The following is a 16,375-nucleotide window of genomic DNA, read 5'->3' on the forward strand; positions in this document are numbered from 1 at the left end:
CGAACTCCACTGGCCTGATTGCGACGCATCCAGATCACATAAAGATATCTTTATGTCAACATATCTATGCCTTGGAGAAGCGCGGCGCAAGAATAATGCTGCTCTAGTTTGCCGCGTGTCCAAAAAATATCGATGCGATCGCCCGCCAACCCCTATAGGCATGGACAACGCGAGGCAGCCGACACAGTTTCATTGGTTAAAGCCATGACAGTGCTTTCAGGCAGCGCTATACGGCTTGTGGCAAAAGAGTCTTGGGAGGATAGCATGGGCATACAGCGTGAAACGGCAGCACTCGGCAATTGGAGCTCGCGGGCCTATCACCGCCGTTGGTTGCTTGATCAGGCAAGCGGGCTTTTCGATTTCTTCCAATATCGCTGCATCAATCCTAAGGGTGGATTCTACGATATGGATGATGCCGGCAGGCCGCTCGATGCAGCCAACCCTGTGCGGGGCATTCATTCGACCGCGCGTATGGTTCATTGCTTTTCGATCGGTTCGCTGCTCGGCCGCCCCGGCTCCGAGGATATTGTCGATCACGGCATGAACTATCTCTGGAAGCATCACCGTGATGCCACCCATGGCGGATATGTTTGGTCGCTCAACAATGATGGCCCCGTCGATGCCAGCAAGCAAGGCTATGGCCACGCTTTTGTGCTGCTCGCCGCCTCCTCCGCCAAGACCATCGGTCATCCGCTTGCTGACGGCATGCTTGCCGATGTCACCGAAATTCTGAACACGAAATTCTGGGAGGAAAAACACGGCGCCATCGCCGAGGAGTTCAACCAGGATTGGTCGCCGATCGATGGTGGCGCCTATCGCGGCCAGAATTCCAATATGCACCTGACGGAAGCGCTGATGGCAGCCTTCGAAGCGACCGAAAATAAAACATACCTCGACAAAGCCGAAAGCATCGCCGATCTCGTCATTCGCCGCTCCGCCGGTTCCGTCGGCTGGCGCGTCGCCGAACATTTCAATACCGACTGGGAACTCGACAAGGATTATCGCGGCAACGAAATGTTCCGCCCCTCGGGCACGACGCCCGGCCATTGGTTGGAATGGGCGCGCCTCGTCCTGCAGCTCTGGTCTCTCGGCGGCAAGCAGCACGACTGGATGCCGGATGCCGCCAAGGGTCTGTTCTCTCAATCAATGTCACTGGGTTGGGACAGCAACAAAGGCGGCTTCTTCTATACGCTCGATTGGGCTGATACGCCGGCCAAACGCAACAAGCTCTGGTGGCCGGCATGCGAAGGCGCCGGTGCCGCGCACTATCTCAACGAACATGTGCCGAGCGATTTCCACGAGGAGAGCTATCGAAAGATCTGGGGCACCATCGGCCGCTTCTTCATCGACAATAAGAATGGTGGGTGGCATGAGGAACTCACGGAAGACTTGGTTCCCGCCCATACGATTTTCCCCGGCAAGGGCGATATTTATCACGCCCTCCAGGCCTGCCTCATCCCCCTCTTCCCGGCAACAGGCAGCCTGACCAAAGTCATCGCCGAGGCTGGCGGCAAAATCTGAGATGAAGGGCGGCGTCCGCTAAGTCGGACGCCGCTATCCTCTTTTATGACAGGCTGAGATTATGCAGTTCGTGGCCAAGCGTGAGCGCCAGAGCCTCAACGACGAGATTGTGGTCTTCACGCTGCGGAAGTCCCGATACGGTGACTGCGCCGATGCAACCCGTGCCGAGAACGAAGATCGGAAAGCTGCCGCCGGATGCAGCATAGTCGGCGCTTGAAAGCCCGTTGTGCTCGATCGTCTTGCCCTGCTGCTCCAGTCGCAGAGTGCTGGCATAACTGCTGCGGAAATAGCGCAACACCATATTGCGCTTACGGCGGATCCAGTTGGAATTGTCCGGCGTCGAGCCAGGCAGCGCGATGTAGAAGACCGGCATGGAATGCAATGTGATATCGATCGCGACACCCAAATTGCGTTCGCTGGCAAGGTCATGCAGCAACTTGCCAAGCACCCATGCGGTCGAAAGATCGAAAGCATCGAAGCGCAGCGTCTCCTCTTGCAGGGCGATGCGGCTGAGGTCGTGTTCGATCGTCATGGAAAATCCTTCCTCCAGAATTGGCCGGCTTATCAAACGCGAACGAGATGATTTGTCTACTTATCTCTTCGGTATGTCGAAACCGAGCCGCCACTTCTGGCCGAGCACAAGATCGACATCTGCCGCTGATCACTTACCCAAAGTCGCCTCCTCTTGCCCCTCGAAGACGAACAGGTCATTGATAGTATTCCACGATCATCCGCTGAAGGAGCCTGCTGTCATGAACGCAAAATATGCACTGCCCGCTATCCTGGCCTGCACTTGCACCTGCGCCATGACTCCCGCTATGGCCGAGAATCCAGCTCAATTGGTTCTGCGCGATGGTTTCGATGGTACCGACTTCTCCCCTTCAGGCCATCTCTATTATCGTGACAATTCCGAACAGAAAGCTGGCAAGATCGAATTCCAATCGGAAGTAAAGCGCACCGGCACCGGCGCGCTGAAGCTCAGCGTCAAGCCGCTCTGCCAACCGGACAAGACGAACTGCAGTGAACGAGCAGAAATCTGGGAACGCACCAAATATCGCGTCCCCTATAACCAAGGCGTCTGGTATGGCTTTGCGGTCAAATTCGCCGACCCTATTCCCTCCGGTGATCATCGCTATCTCATTGCGCAGTGGAAGCGCGAGATCGGACCGAAGGCAAAGGGAGATTTCAGCCCTTTCCTGGCGCTGCGACTGAACAACGGCAAGCTCTTCGCCACAGTCGAGACCAACTATGTCGCTCCACCGACAACCGAGGTCAGCGACGCAACAAAGAAGTGTGCTGACAATCAGACGCCGGTCTGGTTCCGCTCGGACACCAATCAGATGCGAGCCCTTGTCGCCACCGACAGCAGTTGGGGTAAGGAGGATGGCAAGGAATTCACCGGCTGCACCAGTGCCATCACCATCACCGACCATGGCAATAAATTACCGACACCGGAATCCGGCTGGATCGACTTTGCGATCTACAGCAAGCCTGGCCCTGACGGTACCGGCCATATCGAGATCTTCGCCAACGATAAATGGATTGTCACCGTCAAGGGACATATCGGTCATGCCGACAAGGGTTTAGGCAAAAATCAGTATTTCAAGTTCGGCCCCTATCGCGCCGCCGACACGACGGAATGGACACTCTATTACGACGATTTTCGCCGCTCGCCTCGCTGCGCCGATGTCCTGTCGGATGCGAACCTCTGCCCTATGAAATGACCCGTTTCCGTACGCCTTCCCGGCAATGACATCGCGGCGAAAAGCCAGTTGCCACCGGCCCAGATTTTCGTAAAATCTCAGTGAACCTTTTTGCCTCTCATTGGTTATCTGCCTCAGCAGAGGAGACCACTGAAATGCTCACCACTCATCGCGATTGCAAACACCATGTGGAGAAAAACGCCATTCCTTCGCTTGGCGAAATCGAGGGACGTGTCGCAGTACTCGAAGTCGTAGCCCAATCTGCTCTGACTCATGTTTTCTTCGAGGGGCATGTCGATGTCGACGCGACCCTGCTTGCAGACATTCGCAGGGCCATGCACCGCAAATGCCGGGAACTGAAACTCGATGGCGAGGACACAGCCTCTGCCCTATCTTATGCCGAGGAATTGATCGAAGCAGCGGTCGAGGCGTCGCAGCCGGTTCATCAATGATGCCTTCGCGGCCGAGACTTATCCTTTTGATCATGGTGGCACTCGCCCTTGCGCTGGGTGTCCTGCTGTTCGTTGTACCGCATAACGGCAGGGAACAGATCGAAAATCCAGCACCGCACGCGCCGGACCAGACACCGCAATAGTCTCCTTCGAGCAAGCACCTGTGCCGATACGAAACTGTATCTGTATCAAATCAGGCAGGCGTTAACGCCGGCAAGAGAAGCCGATTGCAAACTTTTGGAATCAAAGCAGTCTTTGCTCCGCTTCCGCTCAAGTTCGAGCTTCCAACCACGGTGTAGCGAATGTCTATGATGGTCAACTCGCCCCTATATCCCGATGATGTCGATATCCTTGCTGGCGCGCTCTACGCCTGGTGTGCCGAACGCAGCATCAAACTGCAAAGCCAGGAAGGCCTGTCCGCGGCCAACGTCGCGATCAGCCTCTATGACGCTGGCTATCAGACACAGGATCGACTGCTCGGCGCCCTTCACGATTACGAATTTCACTGAAATTCATAGCGCCTGTGCTGCGGCCTCATCGGCAGAAGGCGCGCCTCGCCGCAATTCGTGGATAAATCGGAAGCGCGGGATTTGCCCATGCGCGAAGCATAATCGCGGCAGAGCTGGATCTCCGCAGCAATCATGGCGCCGTCATGCCGCCGTTGTGGCCTTCCGCAACACGCCCGCGATACAATCCCGCTCCTCCAAAATCCCCGACCATTCGTCCCCATAAAACGAGGAGTCGTAGATCAGCGTGAACGGGCCTTTGTAGCCCGCAGCATTGGAGAGTTCGACGCAGCGAACATAATCCTCGGTATCGAGGCCTGTTTCCGAATAATGCGCTTTGGCATGGCAGAGTTCGGCGCGACCGATGATCTTGGCGAGATCGCCATATTTGCCCGCGCCGCTCCAATTGCCGAAATCGCCGTTGAGACCAAGCTTGCCGTCAAGCGCGTCAAGCACACGGTTGACCTCGACCGGCCCCGGCAGCAGCGAGAACCAGTTTTCGATAACAAGTCGGATACCGGTTCCGGCAATCCGCTCGGCCAGCCAACGAAGATGTTTTTCTGCCCGGCTCAGCGCTTCGTCAGTCGGCTGCGCCTTACCGGCAATCACGCGCATATTCTCGGCGCCGAGCGCCATGGCGACCTCGATCCAGCTCGCCATCCATTCAGCGTCACGCTCCGCCGTCTCAGGATTACTGAGATCGCCGTCTTCAACCAACAGCGTCTGCACTTTGACGCCTGCCTTGTCGAAGGCATTCCGCAGATCGGCGATGTAAGCAGTCAAACGGCTCGGCAAATGAAACGAGCAGATTTCCATCCGGAAGATGCCGCGTTCGGCAAACTGTCTCGGGAGATCGATCAGAGCGATCGAGCCTTCCCCATAAGTCGGTTGCCGCGCTGGGGCATCCGTGCCGCCGGGCTTGTAAGGATAAGTGCTGCCGAGCGCGCGGTGCAGCGACCATGTAGAAACGGCAAAACGATCTGCCAGATCAGCCGAGAAAGCCATTGATATCTCCCCCTCTTTTGCCCGCGACGAGCAAAAGCGCGCCCAGCGAGTTTAGCGGCCAGCCTTATTTACTTGGTTAGCCACGCCCTGCCAACCGTCTCATAACGGTGATCGCATCATTCGCCAAAACCGCGGTTAACTCAGCCGACGGGAGTGACTGCGCCAGTTTGGCGGCTTGGCCGGACCAAAGATTGGTGAAATCACCGGAACCAGCCGCTTCGGCCTTGGCGCGCAGTGGCGCCAAGGCACCGCCGGCCGTCGGAAACGCGGGCACCAGATGAGAGAGTGGCCCCACCTCTCGCATGATGCGGTTCATCACACCCCTCGCCGGCCGTCCGGTGAAGACATTGGTCAACGCCGTATTATCGTCGCCTGCATGCTCCAGTGCCGCGCGATGGACCGCGGGAATTTTCGCCTCGGGCGTAAACAGATAGCTCGTGCCGATCTGCGCGGCGGAGGCGCCAAGTGCGAAAGCTGCCGCAATCCCCCGCCCATCTGCAATTCCGCCGGCGGCAATGACGGGGACCGTGACAGCATCGGCAATCTGCGGCACCAGCGCCATCGTGCCGACCTGCGTCGCCATATCTTGCGTCAGGAAATTGCCGCGATGGCCGCCAGCCTCGAAACCCATGGCGATGATGGCGTCGACATCACGTTCGGCAAGCCACCGCGCCTCCGCTACCGTAGTCGCTGACGAAATTATCTTTACTCCGGTTGCCCGCACTCGTCGGACCAGATCCGCATCCGGTAGTCCAAAATGAAAGCTGACGACCTCAGGCCGGTAGGCCTCTACGATTTCACAGAAGGAGGTATCGAATGGCGCGCGTCCGCCAGCCGGAACCGGTGCGGCAGGATCAAGCCCTGCTTCGACATAGTAGAGGGCAAGCCGTGCTCGCCATGCCATGTGCCGCGCAGGATCGTCTTCAGGCATGGTGTGAGCGAAGAAGTTCACATTGATTGGCTTTTTCGTTGCCGCTCTTATCATATCCAGAGCCGCGCGGAGTTGCTCCGGATTGTATTGAGCGCTTGGCAGGGATCCGAGACCGCCAGCCTCGCTTACTGCAATTACCATTTCTGGCGTCGTCGCGCCTGCCATGGGAGCCTGGATAATGGGAATGTCGATATCGAATAGGTCAAGGATCCGGGTATCTGGCCATTGGCTCATCACAAGCGCCTTTCATCTCCAAAGTCCGCCTGCCATCATTATCAGCCTAGTAACGGTGGCGGTAATGATTAGTGCAGATGTATCCATAGCGGTTGTCGATGGAATGAAGATCTCATGCTGACGACCGGAATAAACTTGCCTCAGCAAAAGCAATGCCTGGAACGATTACAAAAACCACAAACGCAAAAGGGGGCCTCTCCCGTTAAGGAGAGGGCGAGATAGGGAAATGGTCGGCACAGTAAAACCGACGAATGCATTGGAGAAAACTGAAATCAACGCGACAATACGGCATATAGCGGTGGCAGTCAGGGTGCGGCCCTTCCACCTCCTATCCATCGGGAAATCGAATCGAAAATCAGGTCAGCGATCCACATGGCGCAGACACCAACCACGAACGCCGTCGCATTCATGGCCGCGGCGTCCTTTTCCGGTAGCGGCCAATTGATGGCGCGCAGATAATAAAGCGCTGGCTCTGTCAGATAAGCCGCCGCCAGCGCCCCGCAAATGGGCGACGCGACAATTTCTCGGGTGGTATAGCGCCGGCGGGATAAGCCACGCAAAATGCCCCCGGAGAGGCCAGCGATGACGACGCCGACCTTGATGCCTAACGCATCGAGAAATTCGTTCACCGTCATGATCTATCTCCGCAAAACCCTTGCAACAAGAATCTACCGCGTCCCGCCAAAATAACTAAAAAGGGCTGTTATTTACCGACAGGCGGCTGGGGCTTGATCAAACCGGAAAGCCCGTCGCGGGTAATATTGACCACGATCTTAAGTGCGCCGAGACCCGCGATAGCGTAGGCTGTGTAGCTCGGTCCGATAAAGGATCGTGAACATTCTAGCGTGCCATCGCCTAGCTGTGTGCAGCCCGTCGCCAGAAGAATGGCAACCAACAGCGCGGACAGCGTGATTAGTATGTTCAAAACATTGTGCAGAGCATTGGTATTCAACATAAGGCTCCTTTGTGAAGGCATGAAATTACCGCGCTTGTCGGGCGATATTGAGAGCGGTATCGATTGTTGCGTAGGCCTGCACTACCTGTGCCAAAACATCGGCGGCCGTCTCGCGCTCGAGGTCGACGCAAAGGCTCCGCACGCCGATATAAGCAGCCGCTTCCTTGTTGATCACCGATCGCTTGACCGTACCAATCGCGACAATGGACATGAAAGCGGCATGTGCAGTTTCCAACGCTTGACAAGCCTTCGGGAGATTTTTCTGGATCGCGATATCGAGCGACGCCGTTTGACAACCGGACAAAGCAAATCCGACTGCCGCCGCTAAAAGCGGAGCACGCATGTAGCAATCCTTTTCTGGGGGAAAAATGATTGTGTTGAGCCGCCACAGTCTTGTGACGCAGACTACCGCGCCACTTCGATCGCAGCGGCAAAGGACTTGGCATAGTCCGCAACGCCTGCGGCTCGATCGGTGCCGTTGATGACTTTGCGGGCACCGATCCAGTCGGTAACCTCAGCGCTGAAGTAATCGGCCAGCTTCTTGCCTGTAAACCGGCCGTTGATCATGCCGTCGAACAAGATTTCGACAGCCTTGGCAGGATCGAGTGCTTTGTCGGGCTCATCAGAAATACTGTATTTCACGTAATTTTCGTAACCAGTAATCTGTACCAAACCTCGTCCACGATAGCGCCATCCGTCGCCACTCGTTTCGTCGCCATTGCCCATGCGGCTCGCATATGCGCGATTGGCGATACGTTGTGGCTGTCGGGCATAGATCGCCGCTTGCGCTGCCGTAAAGTATTTCGGAAATGTAGCCTTGAGACCCGCGGCCGAGTAATTGAGGTTTTCCACAATGGCGCACATCGTATTGTCACTTTCGTGATAAGCCGTCGCTAGCATGTAGGAGAGCCAGCGTACGTCGAACGGGCTCGTCTCCCAGGCATCGAGGATGGCCTCCGTGCCGTTCACCTGATTTTGCGACAGCCGCCCGCTGAACAGCGATGTGCGCACCGCCGCGAAGAATTTCGCACGATGCATGAATGATCCTTTGACTAATATTAAATTTGGCGTCGAACCTTGAAGATCGCTAGAATTTGCTTCCAGGCGGCCAATTTAGCCGCCCATTTTTCTTCATAGCTGACCAGAAATTTTTACGCTCGCAAGGGCCTCTCTCTGCGAGCGGCAAAGTTCTTCCTATGCGGTTTCATCGGGCGGCGCGATCATCGTCGTGTCATCGGCAGGTTCCATTTCTGACCTTTCAGACGCTACTCCAACTCGCTGTTTTGCTTCCAACTGCGCTCGCGCCTGTGCGAGCTGTCCGGCGAGATCGTCTACGGCGCTGGCAAAACGCTCCACCTCACCTTGTAGAAACTCATTCTGCTTCTTGAGAGAGTTCACGAAGGTAGACATCAAGTCCTCCTTTTACGCCGCTATTGCCGGCCAAGCGAAGGCGTCGACATCCGCCGTTGTCTTGATCGTGCCTGCAGCGATGGCCTGAGCTACCGCGTCCTCAGCCGCAAAGCTGGCCTGCACGTGAGCACCGACTGCATTGGCGATCGCCGTCACCTGCTCGACGGTCAGAATGACGAAGCCATTTGCAGTCTTGAAATTTACGGTGACCGTGGGGTTAGCCTGCACATAAGCATAGGCTCCGGTGATGAGTGCCTGGCTCTGCCGATCCGTAGCAATCTTCGTGCCGTTAAAGACGATGCCGCCCGTTTCGATGGCATACCGCTTGGTCGCAGCATAGACGTAAAGATCGACCGGAGCCGGCTCCGGAGACCAGCCGGCGACGACCGCCGCGAGGCCTTCTGGCATTTCCGGCCAATCGCCGGCAGAGCTGACCAAGTTAGCTTCCTTGTTGCTCAGTTGATCGAGGATCGCATTCTTGTCGGTAGCATCCAGTCCGGACGTGATCTTGGCAGCGAGCGCTAGCCAATAATCGGGCACGTTGTAGATCTGCTGCCGGCCGAGCCAGAAGGCAACGCAAGCCATCCAGCGATCGGCCTTGTTTTCCGATCGAGCGGCAAGCAGCGCCTCGACCATCGGTTCATACATGCTGTCTATGCGGTACATGGCAGTCCTTTCTGCTGTTTAGGCTTGGGCATAGGCGCGCACGGCCTGCCAATCGATCTCGTAGGCGGTGCGGATTTCGGGAGCCGTTTTAGCGGCGGCAAGTGCGGCGTTTGCCGATCGGCGGACGGCTTCGATCATCTGGGAGCCGACAGCCCAATGTTGGTCACGCGTTAGGATTTCGACGGCCTTTTCGAAGCGGCTAACGCCATGTTCGGCGGCCTCGGCCGAGATATGTGGCGTTTCGCTTTCGGCAACATTTGCACCTTGCTGGCGATCGGCGGCGATCAACTGCGCCTCGCGAAGCTTCAGCGCATAGACCGCCTCCTGACCGGGTGTGAGCGTGATGAACAGAGCGCGCGCATGGCCGATCTGTTTGTCAATGTAAGCTTGCGCCTGGACGCGCTCCGAAGTGAGATCGGCGGTCACGTTAAGCAGCATGAATCGTCACCTCGAAGTGATGGAAGGCGGCGGGTGCGATAAAGGAAAATCGATGGTCGCCAAGAACGTCGGTGGTGAATTCAAAGGCATTGTCCTCGATCGCGACGATCTCGCCGGCATGAAGAACCGACGTGCCGGCCGGCACGGCAAAGCGCACCGCGTCCACGCCGTCAGCGTTGACTGTGTATTCGCTGACATCGAGCGCTGTGCCCTTGGCAGTGATGACGCCATCCAGCACATAGCAGTGCGCATCGATATCACGACGGTATTGGTCGGCCGGCACTTCGATCGCCTTGAAGCCCTGGCCATAGATCGGCGCATAGTGCGGCAGCAGGCTCAAGGCACAGTCGCCGCTCTGCCGAATGGCTCCATCAGGACCATAGACGATGTAGTGGATCGTTCTATCTTCTAACGCAGTCACGGAGCTACCTCTTGAGAGCTGTTGCGGTGATGTTGCTTTCGTTCCAGCCGATGGTGTTGCCGGGGCAATAGATCTGCAGGATGTAGGTGTGGTTGCCAGCGCCGGGGGCGTCATAGAGGCCCGAGACAGCCACAAGACCGGCCGTATAGGTCGTCTGTGTGGTGCTGCCATTGCTGCCGCCTGTGCCGGAGACGACGGTCTGAACGACACCGAGATAGTAGGTCTGGCTAAAGATCGCTGTCCCGTCACGGAAGATGTTGACGCCGATCGGCTGAGAGTTCTGGCTGCCGCCATTCTGGTTGTACTGACCGAGCGTCATGGCGTCGATCACGACGCGACCGTCGCCGGCAACATTGACGACGCAGCTCACCAGATTGACCGTGGCGTTAGCCGCGATGTTCTGGGTGCCGGCGATACGTCCAACGCCAACCCCGGTGACCGCACCTGCGGAGATGTTGGACGTGCCAACCTGCAGCGTGCCGATAACGGCCGAGCTGATATTGACCGCACCGAGATTGGCGGTCAGCGCATCCAGGCTGTTGACCGAGATTTTGTTGGCGGTAACGGCGCCATCCACGATCAGTTCGGCCGACATGGCACGCCGCATAACGGGCTTGGACCAGAAGCAGGAGCTGCCGGTGCCGGCCGTCCTGTTCACCTGCAAATCCATGGCAAGAGCGGTTATTCCGGAAGGAACAGTGTATTTTCCTTGCAGACGAACCCATGCATTCTTTGTGCTCGTGCCGGTGATCACTACAGGCGAGATCGTCCCCGAAGGCGCGCGCGGGAAGGCATATATATTGGCCTGATTCGGATCAGTGTTGTTGACCCAAACGTCAAACGCATAGGTTTCTCCGGCTGAGACCGCGACGAAGTTAGAATAGGCACAATCTCGCCCGAGCGACTGGAGGAAATAGCCGGCCGCATCTCCACCGCTATTGTCATTGTAAAAATTCTGCAGGTTCTGCGTCGTCCAGCCGGTGATGCTGCCCGCCTGCCAGCCGTTGTCCGCCATGTTGGAGAAGTCGGTCAGCACGAGCTGCTTGGCAGTGATCGCGCCTGCCGCTATCTGAGATGCGCCGATCGTGTTCGCGGCAAGCTTGTCGCCGGTGATCGTGCCGGCAACGATCGTCGTGGCAGTGACTGCACCGGCCGCGATCTTGCCGGCTGTGACCGCATTGGCCGCGATCGCGTCTGCGGTTACGGCATTGGTGGCGATCTTGTCAGCTGTCACGGCGCTGGCGACGATACCGCCGTTCATGATCATCACCACGCCGCCATCACTCCAAGGCGTAAACTCTGCTGCATTCGGGGGGCAGCGGCACAGCATTGGCTTGTTGAGGAACATATAGCTGTCGGTTTGGCCGGCGCTCGTTTCATATTTGCGGATATAAATTGATACCGCGACCGTATTAGCGGGAGCCGCACCGACACACCTGAGACGTGTCCAGAGGTCCGGATTGGTCGCACTTCCCGCGATACCGTTGTTCTGATCGGTCGTAGTATAGCCAACAGCTACGCCATCTGAAGCAATCCACTGTATCCGCAGCTCAACCAAGCAGCGATGGGCAGAGACATAGGCTGATACCTCGAACCAGTCACCGGGAGCGCAGGGCACGCCATATTTGAGGTTGTTCGGCAACGTCGGCGCGTCGGGCCGCCCCCAACGAATGTCACTCCAGTAGTTGTTTCCGGTATTAGCGCCGTTCTGCCACAACATCAAAGTCGGGCAGTTCGGCCCAGCCCATGATTCGGTGACAGCACGGATGCGGAAGGTTTGATTGGGGATCGTGCCGTTCGGCAAATAGGTCCAGCAATCCATACCCATAGAGAAACTTGCGTTCTGCAGTAGATTTTTGCCGGAGCCAACCGCAAGCGCATCCGTGGTGACGGCATTGGAAGCGATCTTGTCTGCGGTCACCGCATCGGCTGCGATTTGCGAGGCCGAGACTGCGCCGGCCGCGATGGTGCCCGCCGTGACCGCATTCGCGGCAATGGTCCCGGCCGTCACTGCCCCAGCGGCGATCTTGCCGGTAACCACAGAGCCATCGACCAGCAGATTAGCCGACGCCTTGCGCAAGAAGCTAACACCCCCGAACGAGATGTTGCCGTCTGTGAAATCCCGCTGAACGTAGATACGGAATATAGCTCCAAAAGCGTTCACGGGTGGGGTCATCGTAACCGTATAGGCCTGAAGCCCGGAAACTGTCGTGCCTCCCGAGGTGTCGAAAATGGCGGGATAAACATCAGGGTTCAGGAGCTGACCTGTGGTGTCTGTCCAGTGAACGCGCGCCCACACTCCCATCTTCGTACCGGACGTTCGGATCGCTTGGCACGACACAAGATACTGCTGCCCCGCGACGATCGGAAACGCATCCGACTGGACGATTAGTTGGTAGCCGGGACCCACAACATAGGTGTAATCAAGCGAACCCTTGCTGTTGAATGGCTGTGTCGCCACCGGGTTGATGACCGCATTGGCGGGTCTGGAGAACCAAGAATCGGAACTTTGCATCTGGTTATCAGGAATGAGGTTTTCCCAATCCTGTAGAACGAGACTGCGCGCTGTGATGGCATTCGCCGCGATCTTGTCGGCCGTGATGGCGTTGGCGGCAACCTTAGAGGCCGTCACCGCGCCATCTTCGATCATGACCGCGCCGGTGGCCTTGCGCAAAACCGGCTTAGCGATGTCGTAGGACCCACTGTTGTCGGCCGTGCCGGGGCGCGCGGTGAGCTGAAGGTTGAACCTTGCCGGGATACCATTGTTCGCCACGGTGGCGGGGATGTTCACCAGCGCCTGCACCTTCGTCCAAACCGTGGGAACGTTGGCAGCGAGAGCAAAATACACCTGTGGCCATACAGTGTTCGCGCTCGTGCGATCAGAGACCGACAGGTACGAGCCGAATGACGCTGTGGGTGCACCGTTTTTCCGGATATAGAACTCGACATAGTAACTGTCCCCGGCCGAGCAGGGCATTGAACCCGTAGTGGCCTGTCCAGGGTCGAAGATGGCGTAGTCAATCCCGCCATTCGCGTCCGGAATGCGGATATAATTTGGCGCGGGATCTCCGGATGCTCCCACAATCCGGCTGGGTGCGATCGTGCCGCCCAGCAGCCAACCGTCCGTGCCCGCCGCTCCCTGGTCAAAGAACGGGTTGGTGATCATGTTGGCGAAGTCACCGATTGCGACCGACTTGGCCGTCACCGCGCTTGCGGCGAGTTGCATCGCCCCGATCGCGCCGGCAGCAATCTGTCCGGCCGTGATGCTGTTGGCGGCGATCTTGTCGGCAGTGACGGCGCCGGCGGCGAGCGCATTGGCCGTGACCGAACCGGCCGCGAGCTTCGGCGTGGAGACAGCGCCGTCGGAAATCTGTGTTCCGACGATCTGACCAGCGATGTCAGCAGCCGCTGTCGCTGCCGTCCAGGCACTGCCGGTATGCCGGTAGAGCTTGTCATCCGTCGTCAGATAGACTGTTCGGCCCTCGACATTGCCCGTCGTCGGTAAGCTCGAAACAATTTCCACCGGCCGAATATCGGAAGCGAACTTGGTCGTATCGACCGCATTTGCCGCAAGCTTTGCGGCACTCACTGAACCATCGGCAAGTTTACTCGCATCGACCGCCAGAGCCGCCAGCTTATTATTCGTGATCGCGCCATCCGCGATTTGTGAAGCGTTCAGCGTCCCGTTGACATCGCCAGCCGCGACGGCGGCCGTCCATGTGCCGCCGTAGTAGCGATAAAGCTTCCCATCTGTCGTCAGAAAAACCTGCCGGCCTTCGACATTGTCGGTGGTTGGAAGGGAAGAGACGACCTCAACAGCCTTGATGCTACTCGCGAGGCTGGTCGCATCAACCGCACTCTGCGCAAGCTTTGCAGCGGTCACGGCACCGTCTGCGAGCTTGGCGGAGATCACCGCGCCGCTCGCCAACACGTCGGCCGTAACAGCAGCCACCTGCAGCTTCGCCGTCGAAACCGCCTCGTCGGCGAGCTTCAGATTGGTAACCGCCTCGTCCATGATCTTGGCGGCGGTCACAGCCGCATCGGCGATCTTAGAGGCGATGATCGCGCCATCGAGAACGTCGCCCGTTTGAATCAGGACATTCGGCGTCTTCACGCTCAGCCAGGCCGACCAATCCGTGGCGCGATTGGATTTGGGAATATAACGGCCCCTCGCCTCGTAGTCGGTGTTCGACAGCATCCACTGGCCCGAAATCACCCAGGAGAATGGCGAAGCGTAGCGAGTGCTGTCGCTGTCGAAGACGATATCGCCGGTGTCCTTTAGCCGGACTTGCACCCACACGCGCTCAACATCGTCCATGTCCGCCGCGCAACTGATCTTGATCGCCGGCCGACGATCGATGCCGCCGGCGTCTTTCACAGTTGCCGGCTCGACGGTCCAGCCGACCATTGGCTGGGACGGCGGTGTAATCGGGCCGATCCAGCCGGTGGCGGAGGGCAATTGCAAACCGCTGTGCCAATCGTAGTCGGCAGGATCGACTTCCTTCAGCGTGACGACGATCAGGAAATTCGGCTGCGGCTCGACCTTGACGACAAGGAATTTCTTTTCGTCATAGCCGTTGCGTGCCGAGGTCCAGGAAACGACATCGTTCGGCTCCAGCGGATAGGCGTCGGGCGGTAGCGATATCTGGTGCACGCGGAAGCGCCGGTAGTCCTGGATCATCGCCAGGCCGACACGCTGCACCTGATTGGCAAAGGGAACGGCCGGCAACTGGATCTGCGCCGGCAGGCGGCGATTGCCGTCCTGAGCTTCCAGATCGGCATTGTAGCGGCCCGGCGCATCCTTCGTCGCCCACTTCTCGCTGGGTTCTGGATAGGTCGCTTCAATGGCGTTGTAGGTGTCGGAAAGCGAGGGAAACGGCTGGAAATCCTGTTCCTCCGTAACGACGATATCGTCGTCGGAGAAGGAATAGACAGCGCCGCCGGGCGTGCTGATCAGCACCTTGAAGATGCCGCCAACTTCGGCCATTCGGCCGTTGCAGCCCTTCAAGAGCTCGGAGACCACGTCGAGCGGTTGTTGATCGCACTGCACTTCGTAGCCGGCGCGGAAGGCTGGTTCGCTGCCGCCGCCATCGAGCGCAACAGCGGCGTCGCAAGCGTTTGCCGCCGCCATCCAGTTTGCGGCGGGTAGGCAGAAAGCAGCGATATTCTGGCCGCCATAGACCCATTCCGACCCACGGTAGACGCCACGCGCCAGATTGTAGATCATCGTGGCCGGGTTGCTCGTCGGCTCCCAGGTGGCGGGATTGTCCCAGCGATGGGCGCCATTGCCGCCAACAGACGAATCCTTGCGGATATCGTAAAGAGGCACCGGATGCGGCTGGTAGAGGCCGGCGGGGATGCCGGAGAACAGATCGGTATTGTAGCGTGCCGTCAAAATGACGACCTGACAGCCAAGGCCGATCATCGTCGTCTTCCAAGGGCGATCAGGATTGGCGCCGAATTTCGCGGACAGGAATGCGTCGGTGCCCGACTGGGTGCCGTCGAGAAATTTTATCCAGAGATAATCCTTGCCTTTCACACGATATTGCAGCACCGGGAAGCCGCGCCCATCAGGATGCGGCTCTTCCCAGAGCACGCCGACCTGCTGATCGTCGATCCAGACGCTGGTGAGGCCGCGCTCGCCGGCATAGTTGGGCAGGCTGCCGACTTCGATGACATCGGTGAAATAGGCGTTCGGCGTCTTGCCGTCTTCGCCCCAGGAGCCGGCATATTTGCGCCGGCCAGCCGTGGCGTAGCTGCCGATGATGAACGACATGGGGTGGTCGTCCCCCATGCTGATTTCGAGCTTGGCGCCTGCCTGCTGCGGCTGGTCCTTCTTCGCCAGCGCCTTTTCGACCAGCGACAGGCCGACGTTAATCGCAACGGTCAGTACCAGCTTGCCGATGACGCCGATCGAGCCGATGAATTGGGAAATCGCGGCGATCGCCGCAGTGATCGGATCGGCATGCGCGGCATCCGCCATCAGCCAGAAGCCGACAACGTTCAGGAGCAAAATCAGAATTTTCATGGATCTGGCAACCTCGAATGGCGCATGGAAAAAGGTGCGCCGCCGACTGGAGCGGCAGCAACAAGTCACCGACAGGTGATAACAAAAACGGGATGTCCTGGCCGG

At 58.1% G+C, this 16,375-nt stretch carries 16 protein-coding genes; 4 read left to right on the forward strand and 12 right to left on the reverse strand.

Translation table 11 applies throughout. From position 1 onward, the window contains the following. The first annotated feature begins 264 nt into the window (after positions 1-264). Positions 265-1,521, forward strand: a complete 1,257-nt coding sequence (locus tag N2601_RS09820; protein ID WP_104823617.1) for an AGE family epimerase/isomerase — start codon at positions 265-267, stop codon at positions 1,519-1,521. A 43-nt stretch (positions 1,522-1,564) separates the two neighbouring features. On the opposite strand, the gene N2601_RS09825 is transcribed toward N2601_RS09820, so the two are convergent. Then, complete coding sequence (locus N2601_RS09825) at positions 1,565-2,053, reverse strand: heme-degrading domain-containing protein (protein WP_104823618.1); 489 nt, start codon at positions 2,051-2,053, stop codon at positions 1,565-1,567. Positions 2,054-2,273: 220 nt separating this feature from the next. Between N2601_RS09825 and N2601_RS09830 the strand changes: the two genes are divergently transcribed. The 3 genes from N2601_RS09830 (at position 2,274) to N2601_RS09840 (ending at position 4,185) form a co-directional block, all read left to right on the forward strand. Further along, positions 2,274-3,245 carry a polysaccharide lyase gene (locus tag N2601_RS09830; RefSeq protein ID WP_104823619.1) on the forward strand — a complete coding sequence of 324 codons (972 nt, stop codon included), beginning with the start codon at positions 2,274-2,276 and terminating at the stop codon, positions 3,243-3,245. A 134-nt stretch (positions 3,246-3,379) separates the two neighbouring features. Next, a complete protein-coding gene (locus N2601_RS09835) occupies positions 3,380-3,676 on the forward strand; it encodes a hypothetical protein (protein ID WP_104823620.1) in 297 nt (98 codons plus the stop codon). 302 nt (positions 3,677-3,978) lie between these two features. Next, a complete protein-coding gene (locus N2601_RS09840; RefSeq protein ID WP_104823621.1) occupies positions 3,979-4,185 on the forward strand; it encodes a hypothetical protein in 207 nt (68 codons plus the stop codon). Between the two features lie 141 nt (positions 4,186-4,326). Here the strand turns inward: N2601_RS09840 and N2601_RS09845 are convergent, their stop codons facing one another. The 11 genes from N2601_RS09845 to N2601_RS09895 form a co-directional block, all read right to left on the reverse strand. Next, positions 4,327-5,187 carry a sugar phosphate isomerase/epimerase family protein gene (locus tag N2601_RS09845; protein WP_104823622.1) on the reverse strand — a complete coding sequence of 287 codons (861 nt, stop codon included), beginning with the start codon at positions 5,185-5,187 and terminating at the stop codon, positions 4,327-4,329. A 76-nt stretch (positions 5,188-5,263) separates the two neighbouring features. After that, positions 5,264-6,352 (reverse strand): NAD(P)H-dependent flavin oxidoreductase, encoded by a 1,089-nt coding sequence (locus tag N2601_RS09850; protein ID WP_104823623.1) that lies wholly within the window; start codon positions 6,350-6,352, stop codon positions 5,264-5,266. A gap of 305 nt (positions 6,353-6,657) precedes the next feature. After that, on the reverse strand, positions 6,658-6,987 hold the full coding sequence (locus N2601_RS09855) for a hypothetical protein (RefSeq protein ID WP_104823624.1): 330 nt from the start codon (positions 6,985-6,987) through the stop codon (positions 6,658-6,660). Positions 6,988-7,055: 68 nt separating this feature from the next. Further along, complete coding sequence (locus N2601_RS09860; protein WP_104823625.1) at positions 7,056-7,307, reverse strand: hypothetical protein; 252 nt, start codon at positions 7,305-7,307, stop codon at positions 7,056-7,058. 25 nt (positions 7,308-7,332) lie between these two features. Next, positions 7,333-7,650, reverse strand: a complete 318-nt coding sequence (locus N2601_RS09865; RefSeq protein ID WP_104823626.1) for a cell wall anchor protein — start codon at positions 7,648-7,650, stop codon at positions 7,333-7,335. Between the two features lie 62 nt (positions 7,651-7,712). Next, positions 7,713-8,345 (reverse strand): hypothetical protein, encoded by a 633-nt coding sequence (locus N2601_RS09870; RefSeq protein ID WP_104823627.1) that lies wholly within the window; start codon positions 8,343-8,345, stop codon positions 7,713-7,715. A 156-nt stretch (positions 8,346-8,501) separates the two neighbouring features. After that, the gene (locus N2601_RS09875; protein ID WP_104823628.1) at positions 8,502-8,717 is read right to left on the reverse strand and encodes a hypothetical protein; all 216 of its coding nucleotides are present in this window, start codon (positions 8,715-8,717) and stop codon (positions 8,502-8,504) included. A gap of 12 nt (positions 8,718-8,729) precedes the next feature. Further along, entirely contained in the window at positions 8,730-9,383 is a 654-nt protein-coding gene (locus N2601_RS09880) for a DUF4376 domain-containing protein (RefSeq protein WP_104823629.1), read from the reverse strand. A gap of 18 nt (positions 9,384-9,401) precedes the next feature. Further along, positions 9,402-9,821, reverse strand: a complete 420-nt coding sequence (locus N2601_RS09885) for a hypothetical protein (RefSeq protein WP_104823630.1) — start codon at positions 9,819-9,821, stop codon at positions 9,402-9,404. Then, positions 9,811-10,242, reverse strand: a complete 432-nt coding sequence (locus N2601_RS09890; RefSeq protein WP_158704475.1) for a hypothetical protein — start codon at positions 10,240-10,242, stop codon at positions 9,811-9,813. The genes N2601_RS09885 and N2601_RS09890 overlap by 11 nt, the downstream gene beginning before the upstream one ends. 4 nt (positions 10,243-10,246) lie before the next feature. After that, on the reverse strand, positions 10,247-16,270 hold the full coding sequence (locus N2601_RS09895; RefSeq protein ID WP_260303050.1) for a phage tail protein: 6,024 nt from the start codon (positions 16,268-16,270) through the stop codon (positions 10,247-10,249). Positions 16,271-16,375 lie beyond the last annotated feature (105 nt).

The sequence above is a fragment of the Rhizobium sp. CB3060 genome (assembly GCF_025200735.1).
Taxonomy (GTDB): domain Bacteria; phylum Pseudomonadota; class Alphaproteobacteria; order Rhizobiales; family Rhizobiaceae; genus Rhizobium.

Excerpts from the sequence above, each read along its gene's own strand:
- N2601_RS09820 (WP_104823617.1), top strand. The coding sequence starts at position 265 with ATGGGCATACAGCGTGAAACGGCAGCACTCGGCAATTGGAGCTCGCGG.
- N2601_RS09870 (WP_104823627.1), bottom strand. The coding sequence starts at position 8,345 with ATGCATCGTGCGAAATTCTTCGCGGCGGTGCGCACATCGCTGTTCAGC.
- N2601_RS09840 (WP_104823621.1), top strand. The coding sequence starts at position 3,979 with ATGTCTATGATGGTCAACTCGCCCCTATATCCCGATGATGTCGATATC.
- N2601_RS09895 (WP_260303050.1), bottom strand. The coding sequence starts at position 16,270 with ATGAAAATTCTGATTTTGCTCCTGAACGTTGTCGGCTTCTGGCTGATG.
- N2601_RS09855 (WP_104823624.1), bottom strand. The coding sequence starts at position 6,987 with ATGACGGTGAACGAATTTCTCGATGCGTTAGGCATCAAGGTCGGCGTC.
- N2601_RS09860 (WP_104823625.1), bottom strand. The coding sequence starts at position 7,307 with ATGTTGAATACCAATGCTCTGCACAATGTTTTGAACATACTAATCACG.
- N2601_RS09885 (WP_104823630.1), bottom strand. The coding sequence starts at position 9,821 with ATGCTGCTTAACGTGACCGCCGATCTCACTTCGGAGCGCGTCCAGGCG.
- N2601_RS09850 (WP_104823623.1), bottom strand. The coding sequence starts at position 6,352 with ATGAGCCAATGGCCAGATACCCGGATCCTTGACCTATTCGATATCGAC.
- N2601_RS09875 (WP_104823628.1), bottom strand. The coding sequence starts at position 8,717 with ATGTCTACCTTCGTGAACTCTCTCAAGAAGCAGAATGAGTTTCTACAA.
- N2601_RS09865 (WP_104823626.1), bottom strand. The coding sequence starts at position 7,650 with ATGCGTGCTCCGCTTTTAGCGGCGGCAGTCGGATTTGCTTTGTCCGGT.
- N2601_RS09830 (WP_104823619.1), top strand. The coding sequence starts at position 2,274 with ATGAACGCAAAATATGCACTGCCCGCTATCCTGGCCTGCACTTGCACC.
- N2601_RS09880 (WP_104823629.1), bottom strand. The coding sequence starts at position 9,383 with ATGTACCGCATAGACAGCATGTATGAACCGATGGTCGAGGCGCTGCTT.
- N2601_RS09835 (WP_104823620.1), top strand. The coding sequence starts at position 3,380 with ATGCTCACCACTCATCGCGATTGCAAACACCATGTGGAGAAAAACGCC.
- N2601_RS09825 (WP_104823618.1), bottom strand. The coding sequence starts at position 2,053 with ATGACGATCGAACACGACCTCAGCCGCATCGCCCTGCAAGAGGAGACG.
- N2601_RS09845 (WP_104823622.1), bottom strand. The coding sequence starts at position 5,187 with ATGGCTTTCTCGGCTGATCTGGCAGATCGTTTTGCCGTTTCTACATGG.